Origin of the sequence: Hydrogenophaga taeniospiralis (assembly GCF_020510445.1) — a bacterium.
GTDB lineage: Bacteria > Pseudomonadota > Gammaproteobacteria > Burkholderiales > Burkholderiaceae_C > Hydrogenophaga.
Genome location: NZ_JAHBAG010000001.1, coordinates 4,568,816 through 4,591,466, shown reverse-complemented (window position 1 = coordinate 4,591,466; position 22,651 = coordinate 4,568,816). Strand labels below are relative to the sequence as shown.

28 protein-coding genes are annotated in these 22,651 nt (G+C 69.5%); 12 read left to right on the top strand and 16 right to left on the bottom strand.

All coding sequences use genetic code 11. The features are described 5' to 3' along the window. Positions 1–119 precede the first annotated feature (119 nt). Genes KIH07_RS22025 through folK form a run of 5 tightly spaced genes read left to right on the top strand, consistent with a single transcriptional unit; the run spans position 120 to position 4,849 of the window. Complete coding sequence (locus KIH07_RS22025) at positions 120–1,235, top strand: AI-2E family transporter (RefSeq protein WP_226494005.1); 1,116 nt, start codon at positions 120–122, stop codon at positions 1,233–1,235. 20 nt (positions 1,236–1,255) lie between these two features. Next, positions 1,256–1,942 carry a DnaA regulatory inactivator Hda gene (gene hda, locus KIH07_RS22020; RefSeq protein ID WP_226494791.1) on the top strand — a complete coding sequence of 229 codons (687 nt, stop codon included), beginning with the start codon at positions 1,256–1,258 and terminating at the stop codon, positions 1,940–1,942. Next, positions 1,939–2,661 carry an HAD family hydrolase gene (locus KIH07_RS22015; RefSeq protein ID WP_226494004.1) on the top strand — a complete coding sequence of 241 codons (723 nt, stop codon included), beginning with the start codon at positions 1,939–1,941 and terminating at the stop codon, positions 2,659–2,661. Before hda ends, KIH07_RS22015 begins: the two co-directional genes overlap by 4 nt. After that, positions 2,658–4,337: a polynucleotide adenylyltransferase PcnB gene (pcnB, locus tag KIH07_RS22010; protein ID WP_226494003.1), complete on the top strand. Its 1,680-nt coding sequence runs from the start codon at positions 2,658–2,660 to the stop codon at positions 4,335–4,337. The genes KIH07_RS22015 and pcnB overlap by 4 nt, the downstream gene beginning before the upstream one ends. A gap of 29 nt (positions 4,338–4,366) precedes the next feature. After that, positions 4,367–4,849 (top strand): 2-amino-4-hydroxy-6-hydroxymethyldihydropteridine diphosphokinase, encoded by a 483-nt coding sequence (gene folK / locus KIH07_RS22005; RefSeq protein WP_226494002.1) that lies wholly within the window; start codon positions 4,367–4,369, stop codon positions 4,847–4,849. A 24-nt stretch (positions 4,850–4,873) separates the two neighbouring features. Here the strand turns inward: folK and pdxH are convergent, their stop codons facing one another. Together pdxH and KIH07_RS21995 are read right to left on the bottom strand one after the other, a co-directional pair. Continuing rightward, the gene (gene pdxH, locus KIH07_RS22000) at positions 4,874–5,509 is read right to left on the bottom strand and encodes a pyridoxamine 5'-phosphate oxidase (protein WP_226494001.1); all 636 of its coding nucleotides are present in this window, start codon (positions 5,507–5,509) and stop codon (positions 4,874–4,876) included. 21 nt (positions 5,510–5,530) lie between these two features. Continuing rightward, positions 5,531–6,223, bottom strand: coding sequence for a gamma-glutamylcyclotransferase (locus KIH07_RS21995; protein WP_226494000.1), 693 nt, complete (start codon positions 6,221–6,223; stop codon positions 5,531–5,533). A gap of 107 nt (positions 6,224–6,330) precedes the next feature. Here KIH07_RS21995 and KIH07_RS21990 point away from each other — a divergent pair, with 107 nt between their 5' ends. Further along, the gene (locus KIH07_RS21990; RefSeq protein ID WP_226493999.1) at positions 6,331–6,909 is read left to right on the top strand and encodes an OmpA family protein; all 579 of its coding nucleotides are present in this window, start codon (positions 6,331–6,333) and stop codon (positions 6,907–6,909) included. A 68-nt stretch (positions 6,910–6,977) separates the two neighbouring features. On the opposite strand, the gene gloA is transcribed toward KIH07_RS21990, so the two are convergent. Continuing rightward, complete coding sequence (gene gloA, locus KIH07_RS21985) at positions 6,978–7,388, bottom strand: lactoylglutathione lyase (RefSeq protein ID WP_226493998.1); 411 nt, start codon at positions 7,386–7,388, stop codon at positions 6,978–6,980. Positions 7,389–7,393: 5 nt separating this feature from the next. Continuing rightward, the gene (locus tag KIH07_RS21980) at positions 7,394–7,936 is read right to left on the bottom strand and encodes a PaaI family thioesterase (RefSeq protein ID WP_226493997.1); all 543 of its coding nucleotides are present in this window, start codon (positions 7,934–7,936) and stop codon (positions 7,394–7,396) included. A gap of 54 nt (positions 7,937–7,990) precedes the next feature. On the opposite strand from KIH07_RS21980, the gene KIH07_RS21975 reads away from it, so the two are divergent. Both KIH07_RS21975 and KIH07_RS21970 read left to right on the top strand, forming a co-directional pair. Further along, entirely contained in the window at positions 7,991–8,470 is a 480-nt protein-coding gene (locus KIH07_RS21975; protein WP_226493996.1) for a MarR family winged helix-turn-helix transcriptional regulator, read from the top strand. Positions 8,471–8,654: 184 nt separating this feature from the next. Then, complete coding sequence (locus KIH07_RS21970; protein WP_226493995.1) at positions 8,655–12,287, top strand: PAS domain S-box protein; 3,633 nt, start codon at positions 8,655–8,657, stop codon at positions 12,285–12,287. 51 nt (positions 12,288–12,338) lie between these two features. Here the strand turns inward: KIH07_RS21970 and KIH07_RS21965 are convergent, their stop codons facing one another. The 10 genes from KIH07_RS21965 to KIH07_RS21920 form a co-directional block, all read right to left on the bottom strand. Then, positions 12,339–13,136, bottom strand: a complete 798-nt coding sequence (locus tag KIH07_RS21965; protein ID WP_226493994.1) for an SDR family NAD(P)-dependent oxidoreductase — start codon at positions 13,134–13,136, stop codon at positions 12,339–12,341. Positions 13,137–13,195: 59 nt separating this feature from the next. Then, complete coding sequence (locus KIH07_RS21960) at positions 13,196–13,474, bottom strand: DUF427 domain-containing protein (RefSeq protein WP_226493993.1); 279 nt, start codon at positions 13,472–13,474, stop codon at positions 13,196–13,198. Between the two features lie 16 nt (positions 13,475–13,490). Beyond that, positions 13,491–13,631: a hypothetical protein gene (locus KIH07_RS21955; protein WP_169804790.1), complete on the bottom strand. Its 141-nt coding sequence runs from the start codon at positions 13,629–13,631 to the stop codon at positions 13,491–13,493. Positions 13,632–13,700: 69 nt separating this feature from the next. Further along, positions 13,701–14,294: a DsbC family protein gene (locus tag KIH07_RS21950; protein ID WP_226493992.1), complete on the bottom strand. Its 594-nt coding sequence runs from the start codon at positions 14,292–14,294 to the stop codon at positions 13,701–13,703. Between the two features lie 107 nt (positions 14,295–14,401). Then, positions 14,402–14,893: an RcnB family protein gene (locus tag KIH07_RS21945; RefSeq protein WP_226493991.1), complete on the bottom strand. Its 492-nt coding sequence runs from the start codon at positions 14,891–14,893 to the stop codon at positions 14,402–14,404. Between the two features lie 121 nt (positions 14,894–15,014). Further along, positions 15,015–15,494 carry a TerB family tellurite resistance protein gene (locus KIH07_RS21940; protein WP_226493990.1) on the bottom strand — a complete coding sequence of 160 codons (480 nt, stop codon included), beginning with the start codon at positions 15,492–15,494 and terminating at the stop codon, positions 15,015–15,017. Beyond that, positions 15,466–16,182, bottom strand: coding sequence for a DUF938 domain-containing protein (locus KIH07_RS21935; RefSeq protein WP_226493989.1), 717 nt, complete (start codon positions 16,180–16,182; stop codon positions 15,466–15,468). The genes KIH07_RS21940 and KIH07_RS21935 overlap by 29 nt, the downstream gene beginning before the upstream one ends. 22 nt (positions 16,183–16,204) lie before the next feature. Next, positions 16,205–16,606, bottom strand: coding sequence for a DUF6691 family protein (locus KIH07_RS21930; protein ID WP_226493988.1), 402 nt, complete (start codon positions 16,604–16,606; stop codon positions 16,205–16,207). 5 nt (positions 16,607–16,611) lie between these two features. Then, positions 16,612–17,085 (bottom strand): YeeE/YedE family protein, encoded by a 474-nt coding sequence (locus KIH07_RS21925; protein ID WP_226493987.1) that lies wholly within the window; start codon positions 17,083–17,085, stop codon positions 16,612–16,614. A gap of 120 nt (positions 17,086–17,205) precedes the next feature. Then, the gene (locus KIH07_RS21920; protein WP_226493986.1) at positions 17,206–17,781 is read right to left on the bottom strand and encodes a hypothetical protein; all 576 of its coding nucleotides are present in this window, start codon (positions 17,779–17,781) and stop codon (positions 17,206–17,208) included. A gap of 151 nt (positions 17,782–17,932) precedes the next feature. Here KIH07_RS21920 and KIH07_RS21915 point away from each other — a divergent pair, with 151 nt between their 5' ends. The 4 genes from KIH07_RS21915 (at position 17,933) to KIH07_RS21900 (ending at position 20,732) form a co-directional block, all read left to right on the top strand. After that, the gene (locus KIH07_RS21915) at positions 17,933–18,499 is read left to right on the top strand and encodes a DUF2975 domain-containing protein (protein WP_226493985.1); all 567 of its coding nucleotides are present in this window, start codon (positions 17,933–17,935) and stop codon (positions 18,497–18,499) included. Beyond that, entirely contained in the window at positions 18,499–18,717 is a 219-nt protein-coding gene (locus tag KIH07_RS21910) for a helix-turn-helix domain-containing protein (RefSeq protein WP_226493984.1), read from the top strand. The genes KIH07_RS21915 and KIH07_RS21910 overlap by 1 nt, the downstream gene beginning before the upstream one ends. A 68-nt stretch (positions 18,718–18,785) precedes the next feature. Next, positions 18,786–20,090, top strand: coding sequence for a leucine-rich repeat-containing protein kinase family protein (locus KIH07_RS21905; RefSeq protein ID WP_226493983.1), 1,305 nt, complete (start codon positions 18,786–18,788; stop codon positions 20,088–20,090). A 156-nt stretch (positions 20,091–20,246) separates the two neighbouring features. After that, positions 20,247–20,732, top strand: a complete 486-nt coding sequence (locus KIH07_RS21900) for a hypothetical protein (RefSeq protein ID WP_226493982.1) — start codon at positions 20,247–20,249, stop codon at positions 20,730–20,732. Here KIH07_RS21900 and KIH07_RS21895 read toward each other — a convergent pair. Both KIH07_RS21895 and KIH07_RS21890 read right to left on the bottom strand, forming a co-directional pair. Continuing rightward, complete coding sequence (locus KIH07_RS21895; RefSeq protein ID WP_226493981.1) at positions 20,630–21,811, bottom strand: pyridoxal phosphate-dependent aminotransferase; 1,182 nt, start codon at positions 21,809–21,811, stop codon at positions 20,630–20,632. The genes KIH07_RS21900 and KIH07_RS21895 overlap by 103 nt on opposite strands. Positions 21,812–21,829: 18 nt before the next feature. Next, positions 21,830–22,630, bottom strand: coding sequence for a S1 family peptidase (locus KIH07_RS21890; protein WP_226493980.1), 801 nt, complete (start codon positions 22,628–22,630; stop codon positions 21,830–21,832). Positions 22,631–22,651: the final 21 nt, after the last annotated feature.

The window sequence follows — 22,651 nt, the reverse complement described above, 5'->3', positions numbered from 1 at the left end:
AATGGGCGGCGGTGTCTGGCGGGCGGTTGCGGTGCCGCAAGAGGCGGCGGACTAGAATTTGCCCCAGATTTTAAGGGTTTGCCTCCGCGGCCCGGTCGTTCACCCCGACGTTGCTGTCCATGACCTTCACACCGAACCAGATCCGCGCCGCCACTTGGGGCCTTATTGCGCTCGTGATCTGGCTGCTGCTGTCGCTGCTGGCGCCGGTGCTCATGCCATTTCTGCTGGCCGCCGTGCTGGCCTATGCGCTGCACCCGCTGGTGGAGCGGCTGAAAGCGCGGCGCATTCCGCGCTGGCTGGGTGCGGGCCTGGCGATCTCGCTGCTCTCGCTGGTGCTGGTGGCGGTGCTGCTGCTGATCGTGCCGGTGATCACCAAGCAGGTGCCGCTGCTGCGCGAGCAGGTGCCCGCCTTGTTCGATAGCGTCAACACCCGGCTGGTGCCGCTGCTGGCGCGCTTCGGCATCGAGCTGCAGGTGGACGTGACGCTGGTGCGCGGGTGGATGCAAAAGCTCATCAGCGGCCACGAGGGCGAACTCATCGACGGCTTGCTGTCGTCGCTGCGCATCGGCGGCAGCGCGCTGGCGGCGGTGTTCGGCAACCTGATCCTGGCGCCCATCGTGGCCTACTACCTGCTGCTGGACTGGACGAATCTGGTGGAGCGCAGCAAAGGGCTGATCCCGCCGCGCTGGCGCGCCAGCGTGCAGAGCTTTCTGGACGAGACCGACGGCGTGCTGGGTCAGTACCTGCGTGGCCAGTTGCTGGTCATGGGCGTGCTCGCGGTGTTCTACACCGTGGGGCTGGCGCTGGTGGGCCTGAAACTCGCGCTGCCGATCGGTGTGTTCACCGGGCTGGCGGTGTTCGTGCCCTACCTGGGCTTTGGTCTGGGCCTGGTGCTGGGGCTGCTGGCCGCGGTGCTGCAGTTCCAGGCGCTCACGGGCGTGGCCCTGGTGGCTCTGGTCTACACGGTGGGGCAGGTGGTCGAGAGCATGTACGTCACGCCCCGACTGCTGGGCGAGCGCATCGGCCTGCACCCCATCGCCGTGATCTTCGCGCTGATGGCCTTTGGCCACCTGTTCGGCTTCGTGGGCATTCTGGTGGCGCTGCCGGTCAGCGCGGTGCTGCTGGTGGCCATGCGGCGCGCCAAAGGCGGCTACATGAGCAGTGGTCTGTATCTGGAAGGCTCGCGCCCGGCGTCGCCCGCGCAAGCCGCCCCCGCGCAGGACGACCTGGCATGAGCACAGGCAAGCAGCCGCCCATGAAACAGATGGCGCTGGACATCGGCCTGGCGCCGGTGTCCACGCTGAGCAATTTCGTGGCCGCGGGCAACGAGGCTGCGCTGGAGCATTTGCGGCTGTGGGCCGGCAACCCCATGCGCTCGCCCGTGCCCACCTTCCTGTGGGGCGAGGGCGGCAGCGGCAAGTCGCACCTGCTGCGCGCGGTGCGCGAGGCCTTGCGCGACCACGGCAGCCGGGTGGGCTGGATCGACGCGACCACGCTGCACCCCGTCGAATACGACGAACACTGGGACGCCGTGCTGTTCGACGATTGCCAGATCTACACCGCCGAGCAGCAGGCCGCGGCGTTCAACTGGTTCGTCAATGCGCAGAGCCCGGCCCATGGCCCCGCGCGCTGGGTGCTGGCGGCGGCGGACCGGCCCCCGGCCGATCTGCAGTTGCGCGAGGACCTGCGCACCCGCCTGGGCTGGGGCCACGTGTTCCAGTTGCACGCGCTGGGCGAAACCGAGCGCCGCGCCGTGTTGCGCCGCGCCGCCGACGAACGCGGCGTGTTCCTGGGCGACGAGGTGATGGATTTCATGCTCACCCGCTTCTCGCGCGATCTCTCCAGCCTGATGATGCTGCTCGACCAGCTCGACGCTTATGCCTTGCGCACCCAGCGCGCCATCACCATTCCGCTGATCAAGTCCATGCTGGAAAACGAATGACCGACACGACGACCGCCGGGCGGACGCCCGGCGAGCCATCCTCCGCAGGGCTGCGGCTCGCGCTGTTTGACCTGGACCACACGCTGATTCCGCTCGACTCCGACCACGCCTGGGGCCAGTTCACGGTCTCGCTGGGCTGGCGCGACGCCGAAAGCCACACCCGCGCCAACGACGCTTTCTACGAGCAGTACAAGGCCGGCACGCTGGACATCGCCGAATACATCCGCTTTGCCACCGGGGCCCTGCGTGAGCACGGCATGGCGCGTGCCCATGCCGCGCACCAGCGTTTCATGCAGGAGGTGATCCGGCCCGCGATGAGCGAGCCGGCGCTGGCCCTGCTGCGCGCGCACCAGGCGGCGGGCGACGCGGTGGTGATCGTCACCGCGACCAACGAATTCGTCACCCGCCCCATCGCCCAGGCCTTTGGCGTGGACGAACTGATCGCGATCGACCTGGAGTGCGACCCCCAGGGCGAGCCCACCGGTGAGATCCGGGGTGTGCCCTCGTTTCGCGAGGGCAAGGTGGCGCGTGTGGAACAATGGCTGTCCGCGCGAGGCTTTTCCTGGGCCAGCGTGGCGCACAGTACTTTCTACAGCGACTCCATCAACGACCTGCCGCTGCTGGAAAAAGTGCACGAGCCCGTGGCCACCAACCCGGACGCCCGGCTCCAGGCCATCGCCCTTGAACGGGGCTGGCGCATATTGAACCTATTCGAATGATCAAGAAATTCATCAACAGGCTGCTGGGCAAGACCGACAGCACCTCCGCGCGCCGCGCCAACCCCTTTGGCAAACGCGAAGACGTGCCGGTGGCGGTGCACGGCATCGACCGAAGCCTGGTCGACCAGCGCGCGCTGGACGTGGTGCACACCCTCAAGCAGGCCGGTTTCGAGGCCTACCTCGTGGGGGGCGCCGTGCGCGACCTGCTGCTGGGCCTGCGCCCGAAAGACTTCGACGTGGCCACCAGCGCCACGCCCGAGCAGGTCAAGGGCCTGTTCCGCCGCGCCTTCATCATCGGCCGGCGCTTTCGCATCGTGCACGTGATCTACGGCCGCGGTCGTGAACACGAAATGATCGAGGTCTCGACCTTTCGCGCCTACCTCGACAGCGCGGATGCCGAGCAGGTCAAGGGCAACGAGCGCACCAGCAAGGGCGAACTCGCCGGCATGAAGCACGCGGTGGACGCCAGCGGGCGCGTGCTGCGCGACAACGTCTGGGGCCCGATCGAGCACGACGCGGCCCGGCGCGACTTCAGCATCAACGCCATGTACTACGATCCGGAAACGCAGACCGTGGTCGATTTTCACCATGGCATCCGCGATGCGAAGAAGAAGACCCTGCGCATGATCGGCGACGCCGCCACGCGCTACCGCGAAGACCCGGTGCGCATCATCCGCGCCGTGCGTTTCGCGGCCAAGCTCAGCGGTCTGGGTTTCAAGTTCGACGCCAAGACCCTGGAGCCGCTGGCCTCGTCGCGCAATCTGCTGGCCGATGTGCCGCAAAGCCGCTTGTTCGACGAAATGCTCAAGCTGCTGCAGACCGGCCACTCGCTGGCCAGCGTGGAGCAGCTCAAGGCCACTGGCCTGGGCACCGGCATCTACCCGCTGCTTGACGTGGTGGTGCAGCGCGCCGACGAACCGTTCGTCAAGCTGGCGCTGCAGGACACCGACCGCCGCGTGGGCGAGGGCAAACCGGTGGCGCCCAGTTTCCTGCTGGCCTGCGTGTTGTGGGCCGACGTGCGCAAAGGCTGGAGCCAGCGCCTGCAGACCCGCCCGGGCCAGCGCCCCATGGCGCCGGTGGCGGCCTTGCAGGACGCGGTGGACGACGCCTTCGAGGCGCGCATCGGCGACGTCTCCGGCCGCGGCAAGCTCGGCGCGGACATGCGCGAGATCTGGATGATGCAGCCGCGTTTTGACAAGCGCGTGGGCACCTCGCCGTTCAGCCTGGTGGACCAGCCGCGTTTTCGCGCCGGTTTCGATTTTCTGCGCCTGCGCGCGCAGGTGGGCGAGGTGGAGGAAGAGCTGGCCCACTGGTGGGAAACTTTCAGCATGGCCAGCGACGAGGTGCGCGAAGACATGGTGGACGCACAGCGCCGCGAGAACCTGGCCAAACCCGGTCCGGGCAAGGCCCGGCGCGTGAAGCGCAGCGACGGGGACCATCCGGCCAACGCCCCGGCACCCGACCCCCGTTTTCGCGCCGCCGATGGTGGCGAGGACGGGGACGGCGTTGAAGAAGACGGCTCGGCCTCCGATGCTACCGACGGCGCGGCGCCTGCCGATGGCACGGCCCCGGCCAAGAAGCGGCGCCGGCGGCGTCGCAAGCCCGGTGGCGCAGGCCGTGCCGATGGTGGGCAAGGCGGCGAAGGCCCGGACGGTGGCGGCGCCATCATCGACTGAAGCCGGGCCGCACCGGCCCGCCCACAGCCATGCCGCGCGACACCCCGCTCCGTGAACCCGTCACGGCCTACGTGGCCCTGGGTGCCAATCTGGGGGACGCCGCGCGGACGGTGCGCGACGCGCTGAACGCGCTGGCGCACACCCCGGCCGTGCGTCTCGTCCAGGCCTCCAGCCTCTACCGCACCGCGCCCATCGAATCGAGCGGGCCCGATTACATCAACGCGGTGGCCGAAGTGAGCACCCCGCTTACCGCACCCGCGCTGCTGGCGGCACTGCAAGCCATCGAAGACGCTGCGGGCCGCGAACGCCCCTACCGCAACGCGCCGCGCACGCTGGACCTGGACCTGCTGCTGTACGGCAGCGCACGCATCGACTCGCCGGCGCTGACCGTGCCACACCCGCGCATGATGCAGCGCGCGTTTGTGCTGGTGCCGCTGCACGAGATCGCGCCGGGCCGGGTGACGCCAAAGGCGCTGGCGGGCGTGTCGGGGCAGGCGATCCAGCGCTTCTGAGGGCGCCACGCCGACACGCTGGCCTCAAGGCGCCAGCCGCTCCCTCAGCCAGCTTCCATCGGACTGCGCCGTGTAGCGCAGCCGGTCGTGCAGCCGGCTTTTGCGGCCTTGCCAGAACTGCCAGTTGTCGGGCTTGAGCCGGTAGCCGCCCCAGTGCGGCGGGCGCGGTGGATTCAGCAGGAACTGCGCGCCGTATTTCGCCGCATTCGCCACCAGCACCGTGCGGCTTTCGATCACCTCGCTTTGTGGACTGGCCCAGGCGCCAATGCGGCTGTCCAGCGGGCGGCTGCGGAAGTATTCGTCGCTCTCTTCGGCACTGACCTTTTCCACCACGCCCTCGATGCGCACCACCCGCTCCAGCTCGACCCAGTGGAACTGCAGCGCGGCGAACGGGTTGCCCGCCAGCTCCTGGCCTTTGCGGCTGGCGTAGTTGGTGTACCAGACGATGCCCTGTGCGTCGTAGCCCTTGATCAGCACCACGCGCGTGCTCGGCCGCAGGTCCGAACCCACGGTGGCCAGCGTCATGGCGTTGGGTTCGGGCACTTCGCTGTGGATGGCCTCGGTGAGCCATTGGTCGAACTGCTTGAGCGGGTCGGCGTGCGAGGCCGACTCGCTGAGTTCGGCCTTTTCATAGCTTTTGCGGAGATCGGCGATGTTCATGCGGCCAGTATAGGAGTTGGGTCAGGGTACAGCGACCCGCGCAGCGGCGGAGCGCGGGGGTGAAGAATCATCGTCCACCAGCCGCAGCAGTTTTTCCAGTGCGCGGTCTTCGATGCCGTGCGCGCGCAGGCCGTGCCATGTCTGGCGCGCATAGTCCAGCGTGCTGCCGTAGCGACCCACCGAGTGGGTGAAGATCTCGCGGTAGCGCTCGGCGCCGAGCGCGCCGGTGTAGTTGGGGCTGTGGCGCGAGAGGGTGAACGCCAGCGCGTGCACCGGGCCCTGTGCGGTCTGGCACAGCAGCCACTTCGGGTCGTACACCGGGTTGGGCATTTCACGGGCCCAGAGCGTGGGCATGAGCGCCTCCACCCGCTCGTGGGGCACGCGCAGCGCCAGCCCGCTGCAACTGCCGCCGGCCATCAGCGCGAACACCAGCCCCGGGCGCTCGGGTGTGCCGCGGTTCACGCGGCTCCACATCTGCAGGCTGCGGTGGTAGCCGTGCACCCGGGCCAGGCGCTGTTCGGCGGCGTCGAACTCGGGCCGCCACACCAGCGAGGCGTACCCAAACACCCACAGATCGGGCCGCGGTCCCTGGGCGCGCCACTGCGCCAGCGTGTCGCGCATCATCTGCGCGCCATCGCGCTGGGCAGGGTCCCAGGTGGGTGGGCGGGCGTGGCGGGGACGAAAGGTGGCGGGGTGGGTTTCGAGGGCAGCCATCTACAATCCGGGGTTGTTTGCGTCGGTCGTTTTCAGTCACTTTTCGGACCGGTCGCCTGCGGGTTGTCCGTTGTTCGTCGCCCATTATTCTTCACGGAGTGTTGCCCATGTCTTCCCAGGATAACGATCAGGACGCCCTCGTGGTGGCCGCGGTGCTGATTGTCGCCATGGTGATGGCGCTGGGTGTGGCGGTTGGCGTGGCCATCCACCAGGTGCGCGGTGCCAGCGCGGCGACCGTGGCCGCCGCTGTGCCGGTGGCATCCCCCGGGGCCGGTACCACCGCAGTGGCGGCCGCCCCCGTGGCCACTGCGCCCGTCGCGGCTACCGCCCCCGCGCCCGTCATGAGCCGCAACGATGACGCCAGCGTGGTGGTGGAAAACGGCGTGGTCAGTTTCTACTTTGCCTCCGGTCAGGCCGATCTGGCCCCGGGCGCACTGGACGCGCTGGAAGACGCGATCGCCGCGGCCAAGTCCGGCAAGCGCCTGGTGCTGTCGGGCTTCCACGATGCCACCGGCAACCCCGTCACGAACGCCGCCCTGGCCAAGCGCCGCGCGCTGGCGGTGCGCGACGCGCTGGTCGGCGCGGGCGTGTCCTCGATGGCGCTGGAACTCAGGAAGCCTGAAGAAAGCACCGGTTCGGGCAACGACGCGGAAGCGCGCCGGGTGGACGTGACGATCGCCGACTGAACGTCGGGCGCTCGGCCCCCATCAAAGGCCCGGCATTGCCGGGCTTTTGACTTTCTGGGTTTTTCAGTTCAGCGCAAGCCCTGGCCGCTGGCGTGCTCCGCCCGCTGGATCAGTTCGATCTTGTAGCCATCGGGGTCCGTCACGAAGGCAATGACGGTGCTGCCGCCCTTGACCGGGCCGGCCTCGCGCGTCACGTTGCCGCCCGCGGCCTTGATCTTTTCGCAGGCCGCGTAGGCATCGGGCACACCCAGAGCGATGTGGCCGTACGCCGTGCCGAGTTCGTAACTCTCGGTGCCCCAGTTGTAGGTGAGTTCGATCTCGGCCTGCGCCGGGTTGCCCTCGTAGCCCACGAAGGCCAGCGAGTATTGGTACTCGGGGTTTTCCGACGTGCGCAGCAGCTGCATGCCGAGCACCTGGGTGTAGAAGTCGATCGAGCGCTGGAGGTTGCCCACGCGCAGCATGGTGTGGAGTAGTCGCATGAGGGCTATTTTGACGGCATGTCGAAGACCAGGCAGGTCGTCGTGGCATGGGCGTAGAGCGTGCCGTCCGGGCCGATCAGTTGCGCGTCGGCGGTGGCGAGCTGGCGCCCACAGTGGATCACGCGGCCGATGGCGCGCACACGGGGCACTTTGGGCGTGAGCGCGCGCACGATGTTCACGCTGAGCTCGGCCGTGGTGTAGCCGCGCCCGGCGGGCATGCGGGTGTGCACCGAGCAGCCCAGCGCCGAGTCGAGCAGGGTGGCGAACCAGCCACCGTGCACCGTGCCCATGGGGTTGAGATGCTGCGGGCCGGGCGTCCCCTGAAAGATGGCGCTGCCGTCGCCGACGTCGATCACCAGGAAGTCCAGCGTTTTCGCGATGGCGGCATAGGGGAGGTCGCCGCGCAGCATGGCGTGCATCAGGTCCATGCCGCTCATGCCGGCCACCTGGTCCGGGCGTGCCACGCCAGGGCCGGGCCCGGCGTCCAGGCGCCGCAGCACCTCCTGTTCTTCGGCCAGCCAGGTTTCCAGCATGTCGGGCTTGTTCATGGGGATTTCCTCAAGAAAGTTGTATATGCAACGATTGTAGATACAATCAGAACCATGTCACCTGTCGCCACCGCGTCATACCCTGTTGCTTCCGAGGTCAAGCCCCTGGGTTGCACCAACCTCAAGCTGCGCCAGCTCACGCGCCGTGTCACGCAGCACTACGACCAGCACCTGGCGCGGGCCGGCCTCAAGATCACACAGTATTCGCTGCTGGCCCATGTGGACAAGCTCGGGCCGCTGGCACCGGGCGAACTGGCGCGCCGCATGGAGATGGGCGCCTCCACGCTCACGCGCAACCTGCGGCCTCTGGTGGCCGCGGGCTGGATGGAAATGGGCGAGGGCGCCGACGCGCGCGGCCGCCTCATCCACATCACCGACGCCGGGCGCGAGGTCCGCCGTCTGGCGCAGCGCCAGTGGAAGGCCGCGCAGCTGGCGCTGAATCAAAAACTCGGCCTGGCCACCGTGATCGCGCTGCACGCCTTGCTGGACCAGGGGCTGGCCGCGTTCCACGCCGAGCCGGGCGAAGAGGACTGACGGCGCCGGCCGCTCTGAAATGGCACTTTGGTGCGAAACCGCACGGTTCGCGCCAAGGGCTCGTTTTTTTCGTGAATATCTCACCAAAAACAGCACCGCGCTTGATGCACAGTGCGGGCCATGGCCCCGGTGCGATGAAGCCTTTCCGGTTATCGAAGCCCCTGGACGGATATTCTTCCCTTCGATGCCCAAGCACCCCGTCATCACCGTCAACGCCCCTGCCGATGAATGGTCCCGCCTGCAGGCCCTGCGCTCGCTGGCCGAACTGGACACCGCGTCGGACACCACACTCGACGACCTCGTGCGCATGGCCGCGCGTGCCTTCCGTTGTCCGATCTCGGCCATCAGCCTGGTGAGCGAAGACCGCCAGTGGCTCAAGGCCGCGTTTGGTCTGGAACTGCGCCAGACCACCGACTTCCTGGTCTTTTGCGGCCAGACCCTCCGGCACAACGGCGTGTTCGTGGTGTCCGATGCGGCCCTGGACCCGGACTGCGCCGAACACCCCCTGGTGACCGGGCACCACCGGGTGCGTTTCTACGCCGGCGTGCCGATCCGGGTCGACGCGCACGTGGTGGGTACCCTGTTCGTGGTTGATCGCCAGCCCCGCACCCTGAACGCGGACGAGCGCACGCTGCTGGTGGATCTGGCGCTGGCGGTCGAGCACCGTCTGGCCACCCTGCGTCAGCGCATGTACGCGCGCGAGCGCGAGAACGACTTCCGCGAACTGGCCGAGCAGATGCCCGGCATCGTCTACCGCGCCGCGCTCGACGAAGCCAGTTCCACGTTGTACGTCAGCTCGCGCATCCGGGAGCTGGGCTACACCGCCGAAGAGTGGATCGCCCGGCCCGACGCCTGGCTGCAGGCCCTGCACCCGGACGACCGCGAGCGTGTGCTCGGCGAACACGCCCGAGGTGTGGCGCGGGGCCAGCCGTTTGAACTGCGGTACCGCCTGCGCGACGCCGCGGGCCGCTGGCGGCATATCGAAGACGCGATCCGCATCGTGCGGCTCTCGGGCGACGCAAGCGTTCCGCTGATCCAGGGCGTGATGCTCGACGTCACCGACCGTGCGCAGACACAGGGCCTGGACGATCTGCTGTTCCGGCACCTGCCCGACGGTGTGCTGCTGGTCGATGCCGGGCACCGGGTGCTGGAGGCCAACCCGCGGGCCGAACAGCTGCTGGGCCTGCCGCGCAGCGCCTTGGTCCACCGGCCCATGGCCGAGCTGTTCAACCTCGCCGTGTCGGAAGAGACCGCGCGCCACCTGCTGGCCGGCGACGCTCAGGGCCTTGAATGGGATTACCTGCACCCGGACGGGAGCCTGCGCTATTTGGAAGACACCGCCCGCACGCTGGCCGATGGCCGGCAGATCCGCGTGTTGCGTGACGTGGGCCGCCGGCGCGAAGAATCGGCCCGGCTGCGGCGCCTCTCGCTGGCCGCCGAACAGGCGTCCGAGGCCATCGTCATCACCGATCTGGCGGCCAACATCGAATACGTCAACCAGGCCGCGATCACGTCCTCGGGCTACTCGCGCGAGGAGCTGATCGGGCGCAACTCACGCATGTTGCAGTCGGGCCTCACGCCCATGACGCGCCACCGCAAGCTGTGGGCCCACCTCATCGCCGGCCGCTCCTGGCGGGGGTTTCTGAACAACCGGCGCAAGGACGGCAGCCTCTACATCGAGTTCGCCACCATCTCGCCGGTGCGCGCGCCCGACGGCCGGGTCACCCACTACCTGGCGGTGAAGGAAGACATCACCGAGAAGCGGCGCATGGGCGAAGACCTCAACCGCTACCGACACCACCTGGAGGATCTGGTGGCGCAGCGCACCGACGAGCTGGAGCGGGCCCGGCGCGCGGCGGAAGCGGCGAGCACCGCCAAGAGCGATTTCCTGGCCACCATGAGCCACGAAATCCGCACCCCCATGAACGGGGTGATCGGCGTGGCCGACGTGTTGATGCGCTCCAGCCTGAACCCGCACCAGATGGAGCTCACCGGCACGATCCGCGAGTCGGCCTTCGCGCTGCTGTCCATCATCGACGACATCCTCAACTACTCCAAGATCGAAGCGGGCCGCATGGTGCTGGAGCAGGCCCCGATGAACCTGCTGCGCCTGGCCGAGGGGGCCTGCGACGTGGTGCACCCGATGGCCCTGGTGCAGGGTGTGCGGCTGCATGTGTTCGCCGACCCGGCCCTGCCCGCGGCACTGATCGGGGACGCGGCCCGGGTGCGCCAGGTCATCATCAACCTGGTGGGCAACGCCATCAAGTTCTCCGCCGGACAGGACCGCCCGGGCCGGGTGGCGCTGCGCCTGCTGCCGCTGGCCGGTGGCGGCCTGCGGCTGGACGTGTCGGACAACGGCATCGGCATGTCGCCCGAGGTGCAGGCGCGCATCTTCCAGCCCTTCGAGCAAGGGGAAAGCTCCACCTCGCGCACCTACGGTGGCACCGGCCTGGGGCTGGTGATCTGCCAGCGGCTGGTGGATGCCATGGGCGGACGCATCCGGGTGGCGAGCACCCCCGGTGTGGGCAGCAGCTTCAGTGTGGAGCTGCCCCTGCCTGCCCACGGGGTCGAACGCCCGGCGCCCGTGCCGCACGATCTGGACGGGCTGGAATGCGTGCTGGTGCTCGACGACGAGGCGCTGGTGCAGGACTGGGCCACCTACCTGAGCGCGGCCGGTGCGGTGGTCAGTCGGGGCGAGGCGCTGCCGGTGACGAACGCACCGGTGGAGCCCAGCGCTGGCACCACGGTGCTGATCCTGTCGGTGGAGCGCCAGCGCCTGCTGCAGAGCCAGGGGCAGAGTCTGCCGCCGGGACTGCGCACGGTGCTCGTGCGCCACGCCGAGCGGGGCGCGCCGCGTTTCGTGCAGCCCACCGTGGTGGAACTCGAAGTCGGCGGCGTGCACCGCGACGAACTGCTGCTGGCCGTGGCCATGGCCGCCGGACGGGCCAGCGCCCTGCCCATGGACGCCGAACCCCCACAGAACGCCCAGGCGCCCGCGGTGCCCGACCCGGCGCAGGCGGCCGCGCAGGGGTGCCTGATTCTGGTGGCCGAAGACAATGCGATCAACCGCAAAGTGATCCGGCACCAGCTCGAATTGCTCGGGCTCGCTTCGGAGCTGGTGGCCAGTGGCCAGGACGCGCTGGACTGCTGGCGCGCCGCTCCCGGGCGCTACGGGCTGCTGCTGACCGACCTGCACATGCCGGGCCTCGACGGGTTTGCGCTCGCTGCGGCGATCCGGCGCGAAGAGCCCACCGGCCAGCGCCTGCCGATCATCGCCTCCACGGCCAACGTGCTGGGGATGGACGCGGCGCGCTGCCGCGAGGTGGGCATGGACGCCTGCATGAGCAAGCCGGTTGCGCTGGACGTCTTGAACGACACCCTGCGGCATTGGCTGGGGCGTGGGAAAACCGGGGCCGGGCCGGTCGCCATGACCACACCGCCTCCGCCCGAAGCGGCTGCGGTGCCGGCCCCCCGGGGCGATGCGGCGCCGCACGGGTTCGACGACAGCGCGTTGACGCGTCTGGTGGGGCCGGACGATGCCTTCCAGCTGGACCTGTGCCAGCGCTACCTCGACAGCCTGGACCAGGCCCTGGAGGACATCGGCCGCGCCATCGCCTCCGAAGACTGGCGCGCCGCCGGTCTGGTGGCCCACCGGCTCAGGACCTCCACGCTCGCCCTGGGCGCCGTCGGACTGGGGCGGGTCTTCGAGGCCATGGAGATCGCCGGTCGCGAGAACGACGCGGATGCCCTGCGCCAGCAGGCGCGGTGGCTGGAGCCGGCCGCGGACACGGTTCGCCGCCACCTGCGGCGCCAATAGCTCGCGACCCCGGTCACGGCCGTGGCGGGTGGGCCGCGGCCTTTCGCCCGGTCACACCGGAACTGTGTAGTTCAGCGTCATGCGCCCGCCGTCCACCGTCACGATTTCACCGGTGACGTAGCTGGCCGCGTCGCTGGCGAGCCAGGCCACCACGTCGGCGATCTCCGACGGTTCGCCCAGGCGTTTCATGGGCGTGCGGCTCATGATCTTGTGCTTGGCCTCGTCGCTGGTGAGCACGGCGCGCGCCGCCAGTTCGGTGGCGATGGTGCCCGGGGCCACGGCGTTCACGCGGATTCCCCGCTCGGCCAGCGCCAGCGCCATCACGCGGGTGAGCTGGTTGATGCCGCCCTTGCTGACGTTGTAGCTGGCGATGTTGGGGATGGCGAGCACGCCGTTGACCGAGCTCATGTTGACGATGCAGCCGCCGCCGGTGGCCACCATCTCGCGCGCCACCGCCTGACCCATGAGGAAGGCGCCCTTGAGGTTGACGCGCAGCACGGCGTCGAAGTCCTCCTCGGTCACGTCCAGGAAGTCGGCCGCCTTGAAGATGCCGGCGTTGTTGACCAGCACATCGATGCGGCCGTGCCGGGCCAGGGTCTGCGCCACGCAGGCCTTCACGTCGGCGGCGCTGCCCACGTCGCAGTGCACATAAAGCGCGCCGAGCTGGTCCGCCAGGGCCTGGCCGCGCGGGCCGTCCACGTCGGCAATGACCACGTTGGCGCCCTCGCTGGCGAAGCGCCGGGCGCAGGCCTCGCCAATGCCCTGCGCGCCACCGGTGACGATGGCGACGCGGCCCTGGTGGCCAAAGTGAACGGGATGAAGGGCGGTGGGCAGGGGCTGGGTGTTCATGCCCCGCATGGTAGCCAATCGGGCGCCGCGACCGGACGCGCGGCGTTGCGTGAGGCGGTTCAACCGACCTTCACGCCCTTCCAGAAGGCCACGCGCCCGCGGATGTGTTCGGCCTCGGGCTTGGGGTCCGGGTAGTACCAGGCCGCATCGGTGTTGAGCTCACCGTTGACCAGCAGCGAGTAGTAGTGCGCCTGGCCCTTCCAGGGGCAGCTGGTGCGGTGGTTGCTGAAGGTGATGTAATCGCGGTTGAGCGCGCTTTCGGGGAAGTAGTGGTTGCCTTCCACCAGCACCGTGTCGTCGCTTTCGGCGATCACGGCGCCGTTCCAGGTGGCTTTCATGCGCGGTCCGCCGGGTTCACTTGTTCTTGTCTTTGCCGCGCGGCAGCACCGCCGTGACCGGCGGGGTGGGGCGGTCGGACGTGGCCGGGCCCTTGGGGGCCGAGCTGTCCTTTTTCGGTTTCTTCGACATCTTTTCGTTGCGCTGTTCTTTGCCCATGTTGCTCTCCGATGGCGGCCGCGGGGTGCGGCCATTGGTGCGTCAATGGTAAGCCACAAGTGGCGCGGTTCAGGGCGCGGCAAGGCCCAGGAGTTCGGCCAGGGCCCGGGTGTCAAGGGCACCGGCTTTGGTCACCGACTGGCCGCTGCGCGCGTGTTTGGCCACGATGAAGGGCACGGAGTCCGCGCCCAGGTTGTCGAGCAACTGGGTGTTGGCCTTGATGCTGGCGAGCACCTCGTCGGGCACGCTGGCCGAGGCCGACATGCCCCCCTGGCCCGCGAGCACCGAGGCCTCGTGCGCCGTCATGGCTTCCAGCGGGTTGGCCGCCTGCATCAGCGCGGCACCCTGCGGCGCGCTCTTGGGCCCCAGGATGGCCACCGGCAGCCAGACGAATTTCACCTTGCCCTGCAGGGGCAGGGAGGCGTTCCACAGGTGGCCGCAGTGCGGGCACTGCGGGTCGAACAGCACATACACCGGGTTCGCGCTCATGAGCGCGCCCACGGTGAACCCCTTGCCTTGTGCGGCAACGGCCTCGTAGGCCTGCGCCGGGGCGATCGCGGTGGCCGGGGTGGCCGTCTGGGTGGCGGCGTCTTCTTTGGAGCAGGCCGACAGCAGCAGGGCCATCGATGCGATCAGCGGGAGGGTCAGATGCCGGATGTTCATGGGTGTGGCGGGCAGAAGGCCGGAGGTGTTTGAAAGCACCGGATCATCGCAGACTGCGCCGCGTCACGCCCCGTGGGAGTCCGGGAGGCCCCCCACGGAGAGGGGCGTCAATGGTTCAGGATGATGTGCGCGATCAGCCCGGTGGCGACGGCGATCAGCACGTAGTCCGTGCCCACCTGCACCCACTGGTGGCCGCGCGGGGGCGCGTACAGGTGGTGCACGCGGTGGTTGACCACCACGTATTGGCGGTGGCGGTATTCGCGCGGAATGTAGTGGCCGCGGCGGAACTCGGGCCCACGCGCGCTGTAGTAGTAGCGGTGGCCGTCGCGGTAGTGGTAGTAGTGGTTGCGCGCATCGCGGCGGTCGTCACGGCGGTCGAAGCGGTCGTCGCGCCGATCGAAGCGGTCATCCCGGCGGTCGTCCCGTCGGTCCCAGCGATCATCGCGGCGGTCTTCGCGCCGATCGGCCTGGCGCTCGTGTTTCTGGATGAGTTCTTCGCGGTAGTTGTCACGGCGGTCGTTGTGCTGCGCGAAAGACGGGAGGGCGCTGAGGGCCAGCGTGGCGGCCAGGGCGGCCGCGATGACGGAACGGGTCTTCATGGAAACACTCCTGTGGTTGTGGGGTGTCTGCATGGTGCGCGCCGCTTGTGTCGTGGCGGTAAACCTGTGTGTCTGCGGGCGCAAAGCCACGTAGCCAGGTGTACGCGCCTTTTTTGCGCTCTCAGCTTGGCAGGGCGGCTTCCTTGGCGCGCATCTTGGCCGCGATGTATTCGCCGTGGGTCACGTGCAGCAGCCCGGCCACCTTGCTGATGACGTGGTTCTCGTGCACGTCCAGGTGGGCATCGGCGTAGGCCACCTGCCACATCGCTTCCACCACGCGCACCTTCTGTTCCTGCGTGAAGTGTTCGTTCATCTGGCCGGTGAAACGCTGGTAGTCGTAGGCGGTGCGTGCGGTGTCGTGGGCCAGCTCCAGCAGCCGCTGCAGCTCGTCCTCGGCCAATGCGAATTTGACGCGCAGCGCGCGCAGCACCGCGTCGCGCTCGCTGTCGGCCATCGTGGGCTCGGCGCGCATCACCTCCACCAGCAGCACCGCCGTGGCCAGTTGCAGCGTGTGTTCCTGCTCGGGGCGCGTCTGTCCACCGGCCGGGGTGGCGAGGCTGGCGCTGAGGTTGTCAAACAGGTCTTTGAGGGTTCTGAGCATGTGGTGTGTCCGTTGAGCGGGAGGGTGGCGTTGCGGGATGGAGCCGCGCCGCTGCCAGGGGTTCCCGTGCCCACACCAGCAGCAGGTTGTTGGCCGGCATGCCGTGCCGTGCGCGCAGCACCAGGCCGGCGGCTTGCGCCTCTTGCGCCACGTCGGCCAGCCGGCGCAGGCCCCAGCCGGGGTCGCGGGCGCGCAGGCTGGCATCGAAATCGAGGTTGCCCGGCGAGGTGGGCACGCCGTCTTCCAGATAGGGGCCGTAGGTGATCAGCACACCGCCCGGCGCCAGGTGCCGCGCGGCGCCCCGCATGAGGGCCGCGCAGGTGGCCCAGGGCGCGATGTGCAGCATGTTCGCGCAGTACACCGCGTCGAAGACCCGGGCCGGTGCGTCGTCAAACGCCGGGCCGTCGGCGGGCCAGCGCGGCGCCAGCACGTCCAGCCGCAAGGGCGGCTGTACCCGGGCGAGGCCCGCCGCGGCGGCCCGCGCCGCAATGGCCGGCAGGGCGCTGGCATCGAAGTCGGTGGGTTGCCAGGTCCAGCCCGGCAGCCCGGCGGTGAACCAGACCGCGTGTTGCCCGGTGCCCGAGGCGATCTCCAGCGCGGCGCCCCGCGCTGGCAACACCTGGCGCAACACCTCCAGGATGGGCTGCTGGTTGCGCTCGGCGGCGGGGCTGAAGGGCAGGGTGTTCATGGCGTGGCGGGTCCGGTGGCCGTCAGGCCTTGGCCCGCCACCCTTGCACCAGCGCGCCCAGCGCGATGCCGGCCAGCGCCCACAGCAGGGCCCAGTTGCCCGTACCCAGGCCGGCGATGGCCGGCCCCGGGCACACGCCGCACAGGCCCCAGCCCACGCCGAACAGCGCTGAGCCCTGCAGGGTGTCGCGGTTCCAGTGGGCCACGTGCTGGTGGAAATAACCCCCCAGCAAGGGCTGGCCCAGCAGGCGGGGCAGCAGCAGGTAGGCCAGCAGCGTCACCGCCACCGCGCCACCCATCACCAGCATCAGCCCAAAGTCCTGGAAGCGCAGAAAACTCAGCACCACCTCGGGCCGCACCATGGTGGACAGCGCCAGGCCAAAGCCGAACAGCGCACCGCCCGCGAGCACGGCGAGGAATTTCATGGGGCTCATGTCAGCCCCCAGGCAACGAGGTTGGCGGTGATGAAGGCCGTGGCCATGAAGGTCAGCACCGCCAGCAGCGAGGGCCACTGCAGCGAACCCAGGCCGCAGATGCCGTGGCCCGAGGTGCAGCCGTTGCCCAGCCGCGCGCCGTAGCCCACGAAGAAGCCGCCCAGCAGCAGCATCCACACCGGCACGCCGGTGGTCAGCGGTGCGCCGTCCGAGAAGGCGAGCCACCAGACCAGTGCTCCCAGCACCAGCCCGGCTGCGTAGACCAGGCGCCAGCCGCGCGAATCGGTGAAGCGCGCCTGCTGGAAAAACGGCCGCTGCACCACGAACGACCAGGTGCTGGAGAACACCGTGCTCATGCCACCCACCAGGCCGGTGAACAGGTACAGCAGCGCCACGCCGGCGCCAATGAAAAGGCCGCCCAGCAGGTAGTGCTGCCAGCCCAGCGGGAAGAGGGAAAGTGTGGCATCCATGGGCGCCGATTATCCGTGGCGCCCTGCGGCGTGTCGGACGCTGGCGGCAAGACCCTGGCGGCGTTGCGCGTGGCCCGGTTCAGGCCGTCGCGGTGCGTGTTGCGGGATGCTCGCTGGGGCTCAGCGCTGTTGCGCCGCCTGACGCAGTTGCTCCGGCGTGCCGGACCAGACCTCGAAAAAGCCCTCGCTCTGGCGCACCTGCAGCCAGGTGTCCCAGCGCGTGCGGGACAGCGCGGGGTCGGTGACGGCCAGGTCTTTCTGTTCCACGCCCAGTGCCAGCGTGCCGCCGCGCTGGTAGCCCGGTTGCGCCTGGGCCTGTTTCACCATCGCCTGCACCTTCCGCAGTTCGGCCTGCGTGGCCGGTGGCAGGCTGTAGACCAGCCAGCGGCGGCCCGGCCCGGGGGCGTCCAGCCCCAGCGTGGCGCTGGTGGCGGTGGTCATCGCCAGTGGCAGTTTGCGGTCGACCGGCGCGAAGGCCCCTTCCACCTTGGGCTTGAGCTGGATGTGCAACAGCGGCACCGCGCCCGGCGGTGGCACCACGCGCGCGTCCACCTGCAGCGCGACCGTGAACTGTGCGGGATCGGCCTCCAGCAGTTGCCCCGACAGCTGCACCAGGCGGGGCAGGGAGCGCAGGGGAATGCCGCCGCAGCCGACCAGCGCCGCAGACAAGACCAGGCAGGTGAAAAATCGCTTCATGGGGCTTGACGGAGTTTGTTAAACGAGAATAAATTATCTTAAAACAATAATTAAATGTCAAACACACGCTCCATGGCACGGTCAGCCATCTGCACAATCGACCGTGTTCTGAGCGCCCATTGATCCACCTGCACAGCCGCGAGGACCCACCATGACCAGACCCATCACCAACCATCGCCCGACCGATCCGTTGCGGCACGTCCGCCGCACCAGCCGCCTCATGGTCTGGGCCTGCTGGGGTCTGATCGTGTTGCTGCCGGCGGCGCTGGTGGCGTACTGGGCCGTGGCGGGCGGCGAGCAACTGGCCGGCCACGCCAACCTGCCGGCTTCCGCCATCGGTGCGCCGCTGTTGCCTTGGCAGCGGCTGGCGGGTGCGCTGGTCATGGGGCTGCCGCTGGCCCTGCTGCTGGTGGGCCTGTGGCAGGCCAAGCGCTGCTTTGAGCAGTTTGCGCAGGGCCGGGTGTTCACCGAGCAGGCCACCGATCTGCTGCGCCGCTTCGCGGGCTGGGTGGCCGCGGCCGCGCTGGCCGCCATCGTCGCGTCCGCCGCCACCTCGGTGCTGCTCACTTTGCACAACCCGCCGGGCATGCGCCACCTGGCGCTGGGCATCGGCTCCAATCACCTGTTCACCTTCTTCTTCGCCGGCCTGGTGTGGCTCATGGCGGCGGTCATCGGCCAGGGGCAGGCGCTGGCGGAAGAAAACGAGCGCTTCGTCTGATGGCCATCGTCGTTCAACTCGACGTCATGCTCGCGCGGCGCAAGGTCAAGTCCAAAGACCTGGCCGAATTCGTCGGCATCACCGAAGCCAACATGTCCCTGCTCAAGCAGGGCAAGGTCAAGGGCGTGCGCTTCGAGACGCTGGAGAAGATCTGCGAGTACCTGCAGTGCCAGCCCGGCGAGCTGCTGGTCTACCAGCCCGACGGCGATGCGCCGTGAGCCCGCCCGGCTCCGATAATTCAGCGCTTGGCCCGGCCCATCCGGGCGGCCCATCACCTTCCAACTGCATGCACACCCTGGAACAACTGCGCAGCGGCGCGCTCGCCGGCACGCGCCGGCTCGACCTGAGCTGCGGCCTGACCGAACTGCCGCCCGAGGTGTTCGACCTCGTCGACACGCTGGAGGTGCTCAACCTCACCGGCAACCGCCTGCGCGAGCTGCCGCCCGACCTGGGCCGGCTGCACCGGCTGAAAATCGTTTTCTGTTCCAGCAATGACTTCACCCACCTGCCCGAAGTGCTGGGCGACTGCCCGGCGCTGGAGATGGTGGGCTTCAAGGCCAACCGCATTCAGCACGTGCCCGCAGCGGCGCTGCCGCCGAAGCTGCGCTGGCTCATCCTGACCGACAACGCCATCGAACAGCTGCCCGCCGAACTGGGCCAGCGCCCGGCGCTGCAAAAACTCATGCTCGCGGGCAACCGGCTGGATGCGCTGCCGCCCGGTCTGGCGAACGCGCAGCGGCTGGAGCTGCTGCGCCTGTCGGCCAACCGCTTCACCACGCTGCCCGGCTGGCTCACCGAACTGCCGCGCCTGGCCTGGCTGGCGCTGGCGGGCAACCCGCTGGGCTGGCACCGTGCCGCGCCCGCGCCGCTGCCCCGCGTGGCCTGGGACCGGCTGCGCCTGGCCGAGCGACTGGGCGAGGGCGCTTCCGGCCACATCCACCGCGTGCATCTCGAAGACGCGGCGGGCGACGCGCTGGCGCTCAAACTCTTCAAAGGCGCGGTCACCAGCGACGGCCTGCCCGAACACGAGTTGGCCGCCTGCCAGGCCGCCGGGCAACACCCGGCGCTGTGCACCCCCAGCGCCGAGCTGGGCGGGCACCCCGAAGGCGCGCGCGGCATGCTGCTGCCGCTGCTGCCGCCCGAGCTGGTGAACCTCGCCGGCCCGCCCAGTTTCGACAGCTGCACGCGCGACGTCTACGCGCCCGGCTTCGCCCTGTCCGCCAGCGCCGCGCTGCGCGTGGCCCGCACCATGGCCGGCGCGCTGGCCCACCTGCACCAGCGCGGCGTGATGCACGGCGACTTCTACGCCCACAACATCCTCTGGAACCCGGCCAGCGGCGACGCCATGCTCAGCGACCTGGGCGGCGCCACCCTGCTGCCCGACGACCAGCCCGCGCTGCGCTGCGCCCTGCTGGCGCTGGACGTGCGCGCCTTTGGCTGTCTGTTGGAGGAGCTGGTGGCCCACGCGCAGGGCGCCGGCACCATGGTATTGCCCGAGCTGGACAGCCTGGCCGGTCTCGCCGCAGCGTGTCTGGACACGAACCCCGCGGCCCGCCCCGACATGGGCGATGTCAGCGCCGGGCTCGGTTGACCGTTTGAGGTGCCGCCCTAGGCGCTTTTTTCACCGCCTTTTTCAGAGCCCGGTCCAATGTGCGTTGATGCACAGACGCGGTGTGGTGCGACCGCTACTTTGGGGGAGCCGTGGTGGCCTGCCGCCGCGTTGTTGTTCCCTTTCGAAGGAGTTCTCATGCCCATCCTGTCCCTTCCCTTTGCCCGCGGCCTGCTCGCCGCCGCCGCGCTGATCGCGCTGGCGCCCGCCGTGCTGGCCCAGGGGAAACCTTCCCGGGCCTCCATCGACGAGACCTACCGGCAGGACCGCGCGGCCTGTCTGGACAGCGCTTCGCAGCACGAACGCAGCGCCTGCCTGCGCGAGGCCGGTGCGGCGCGGGCCGAGGCGCTGCGCGGTCGCCCGCTGACCGGGGCGTCGCCGGAAGAGCTGACGCGCAACGCCTTGCAGCGCTGCCAGCGCCTGCCGCCCGAGAACAAGATGCTGTGCGAACGCATGGCGCGTGGTGAAGGCACCGCGTCGGGCTCGGTGGCCGCGGGCGGTCTGATCAAGGAGCTGGAGATTCAGGTGCCAGCGCCCGCACCCATGGCCGCTCCGCCGCCGATGATGGCCCCGCCATCCCCTGCCGCCCCGACACCGATGGAGCCGCCGCCGCTGCCCAAATGAAGGCCCGCAGCGCGCAGGAAGGCGTCGTTTTCCTGCACGCTGCCCACGGTGACGCGCAGGCAGCCCTGCAGGCCGTGCAGGCTGTCCTGCCGGCGCACCAGCACGCCCTGCGCCAGCAGGTCGGCGTGCGCGCGTGCCGCGTCCGGGGTGCGCACCAGCAGGAAGTTGGCGTGTGAGGGCGCGACCTGCCAGGTCGGGTGCTGCCGCAGCGCGTTGAACAGGCGCTCGCGCTCGCTGCGGGTGTGGGCCACGCGCTCGCGCAGGTAGTCCGGGTGTTCCAGCGCCACCAGGGCGCTCACCGTCTGCAGCACCGACACGCCAAACGGCGGCACCAGCTTGCGCAGCTGGCGCGCCACCTCGTCCGAGGCCAGCGCATAGCCCAGGCGCAGGCCGGCGAGCCCCCAGGCCTTGGAGAAGGTGCGCAGCAGCACCACATGCGGGTGCTGGCGCGCCAGGGCACGCGCGTCGGCGTCGGTGAAGTGGTGGTAGGCCTCGTCGATCACCAGCAGCCAGCCCGGGCAGGCCCGGGCCAGGCGGTCGAGTTCGTCCAGATCGCAGAGCGAGCCGGTGGGCGCATGCGGGCGCGGGAGGTAGATCACGCCGCGCGGCTGCGCCGGTGTGCCTGCGTCCGCGTCCGTTTCGAGCGCCGCGATGAGCGCGTCCATGTCCAGCGAGTGGTCCGGCCGCAGCGGCACCTCGGTAAGCGCGGCGCCGAGCAGGCTGGCGTCCAGCGCATAGAGCGCGAAGTTGGGTTTGACCGTGAGCACGCGCCCGCCCAGCGCGACGAGCTGGACCAGCAAGGCGATCAGCACATTGCTGCCGGTGGTGGCCACGGTGCCCGAGGCGCTCCAGCCGTCGTGGCGGGCGATCGCCGCGGTCAGTTCCTCGGCGTGCAGGTCGGTGTAGCGGTGCCAGGGCAACTGCTGCATGCGCTCCAGCGCCAGGGCCTTCAGATGGGCCGGAAAGTCGGCGAAAGACTCGTTCTGGTCGAGCTTGACCGGGGCGTCGATGGGGGAGAAGGGGTAGTCCGGGCTGGTGAGCACCGCAGCGCGGACCGGTGGGGGCAGGGGCTGGTTCATGCCCTGCAGTTTATGGGCTCAGCCCGGGCTGGCCGCTTCGGCAGGCTCGGTCAGGGTGAGCAGGATGTCGGCGTACCAGGCGCAGTTCAGGCCCAGCGATTCGTCGAGCACCAGGTCGCGGTTGCCCATGTCCATGCGTGAGGAATGCACGCCCAGCAGCCGCCAGGGCAGCAGGGCGGTCTCCACGGTGGGTGCCGTGTCGCGCATCACCACGGCCGCGCCGCTGGTGCCGCGGTGGGTGCGCGCGTCGGTCAGGAAATAGCCCTGGCCCTGGAAGCGGATGCCGTAGGGCGATGCGATCGCGGCGTGGCGCACCACCGGCAGGTGGTGCAGGGCGTCGTGAAAGCCCAGCGGGAAGCCCACCACCATCAGCGGCGCGTCCACCGGCACCGAGGTGAACGAGGTCTGCAGGTGCGCCGGGGAGAAGGCGCGGATGATGGCCGTGGCGGGCAACTGGCTGCGGTCGAGCTCCAGCACCGCCACATCGATCTCGCCGCCGCTGTCGCGCCCCTGGCGCCACGTCGCCACGCCCTCGTGGTACAGCAGCACGGACAAGCCGGTGGAGCGGGTGAGGTCGGTGGCGTCCAGGTGCAGTTCGATCTCCAGCCGGTCGGGCAGGTGCTGCGTGGCCTCGTCGATCACCACATGGCGGCTGGTCACCAGGTACAGGCGCCCGTCGCGCTCGAAGAAGAAACCGCTGGCGTTCGTCAGCCCCTGGGTGCCGAGAAAGGTGGACACGTGGGGCGCGGCCAGGAACAGCGGGTCCACGGTGGCCGGGGGCACGCGGGGCGGGGTGGGGTTCGGGGTGTTCGGTGTCACGCGGCAAGTGTCGCAGCTTTC

Coding starts and splice junctions, on each gene's coding strand:
- KIH07_RS21925 (WP_226493987.1), bottom strand. CDS start 17,085: ATGGATGCCACACTTTCCCTCTTCCCGCTGGGCTGGCAGCACTACCTG.
- KIH07_RS21905 (WP_226493983.1), top strand. CDS start 18,786: ATGCACACCCTGGAACAACTGCGCAGCGGCGCGCTCGCCGGCACGCGC.
- KIH07_RS21970 (WP_226493995.1), top strand. CDS start 8,655: ATGCCCAAGCACCCCGTCATCACCGTCAACGCCCCTGCCGATGAATGG.
- KIH07_RS22025 (WP_226494005.1), top strand. CDS start 120: ATGACCTTCACACCGAACCAGATCCGCGCCGCCACTTGGGGCCTTATT.
- gloA (WP_226493998.1), bottom strand. CDS start 7,388: ATGCGACTACTCCACACCATGCTGCGCGTGGGCAACCTCCAGCGCTCG.
- folK (WP_226494002.1), top strand. CDS start 4,367: ATGCCGCGCGACACCCCGCTCCGTGAACCCGTCACGGCCTACGTGGCC.
- KIH07_RS21950 (WP_226493992.1), bottom strand. CDS start 14,294: ATGAACATCCGGCATCTGACCCTCCCGCTGATCGCATCGATGGCCCTG.
- KIH07_RS21965 (WP_226493994.1), bottom strand. CDS start 13,136: ATGAACACCCAGCCCCTGCCCACCGCCCTTCATCCCGTTCACTTTGGC.
- KIH07_RS21995 (WP_226494000.1), bottom strand. CDS start 6,223: ATGGCTGCCCTCGAAACCCACCCCGCCACCTTTCGTCCCCGCCACGCC.
- KIH07_RS21900 (WP_226493982.1), top strand. CDS start 20,247: ATGCCCATCCTGTCCCTTCCCTTTGCCCGCGGCCTGCTCGCCGCCGCC.
- KIH07_RS21915 (WP_226493985.1), top strand. CDS start 17,933: ATGACCAGACCCATCACCAACCATCGCCCGACCGATCCGTTGCGGCAC.
- pdxH (WP_226494001.1), bottom strand. CDS start 5,509: ATGAACATCGCCGATCTCCGCAAAAGCTATGAAAAGGCCGAACTCAGC.
- KIH07_RS21975 (WP_226493996.1), top strand. CDS start 7,991: ATGTCACCTGTCGCCACCGCGTCATACCCTGTTGCTTCCGAGGTCAAG.
- hda (WP_226494791.1), top strand. CDS start 1,256: ATGAAACAGATGGCGCTGGACATCGGCCTGGCGCCGGTGTCCACGCTG.
- KIH07_RS22015 (WP_226494004.1), top strand. CDS start 1,939: ATGACCGACACGACGACCGCCGGGCGGACGCCCGGCGAGCCATCCTCC.
- KIH07_RS21960 (WP_226493993.1), bottom strand. CDS start 13,474: ATGAAAGCCACCTGGAACGGCGCCGTGATCGCCGAAAGCGACGACACG.
- KIH07_RS21910 (WP_226493984.1), top strand. CDS start 18,499: ATGGCCATCGTCGTTCAACTCGACGTCATGCTCGCGCGGCGCAAGGTC.
- KIH07_RS21990 (WP_226493999.1), top strand. CDS start 6,331: ATGTCTTCCCAGGATAACGATCAGGACGCCCTCGTGGTGGCCGCGGTG.
- KIH07_RS21895 (WP_226493981.1), bottom strand. CDS start 21,811: ATGAACCAGCCCCTGCCCCCACCGGTCCGCGCTGCGGTGCTCACCAGC.
- KIH07_RS21945 (WP_226493991.1), bottom strand. CDS start 14,893: ATGAAGACCCGTTCCGTCATCGCGGCCGCCCTGGCCGCCACGCTGGCC.
- KIH07_RS21940 (WP_226493990.1), bottom strand. CDS start 15,494: ATGCTCAGAACCCTCAAAGACCTGTTTGACAACCTCAGCGCCAGCCTC.
- pcnB (WP_226494003.1), top strand. CDS start 2,658: ATGATCAAGAAATTCATCAACAGGCTGCTGGGCAAGACCGACAGCACC.
- KIH07_RS21930 (WP_226493988.1), bottom strand. CDS start 16,606: ATGAAATTCCTCGCCGTGCTCGCGGGCGGTGCGCTGTTCGGCTTTGGC.
- KIH07_RS21955 (WP_169804790.1), bottom strand. CDS start 13,631: ATGGGCAAAGAACAGCGCAACGAAAAGATGTCGAAGAAACCGAAAAAG.
- KIH07_RS21980 (WP_226493997.1), bottom strand. CDS start 7,936: ATGAACAAGCCCGACATGCTGGAAACCTGGCTGGCCGAAGAACAGGAG.
- KIH07_RS21935 (WP_226493989.1), bottom strand. CDS start 16,182: ATGAACACCCTGCCCTTCAGCCCCGCCGCCGAGCGCAACCAGCAGCCC.
- KIH07_RS21920 (WP_226493986.1), bottom strand. CDS start 17,781: ATGAAGCGATTTTTCACCTGCCTGGTCTTGTCTGCGGCGCTGGTCGGC.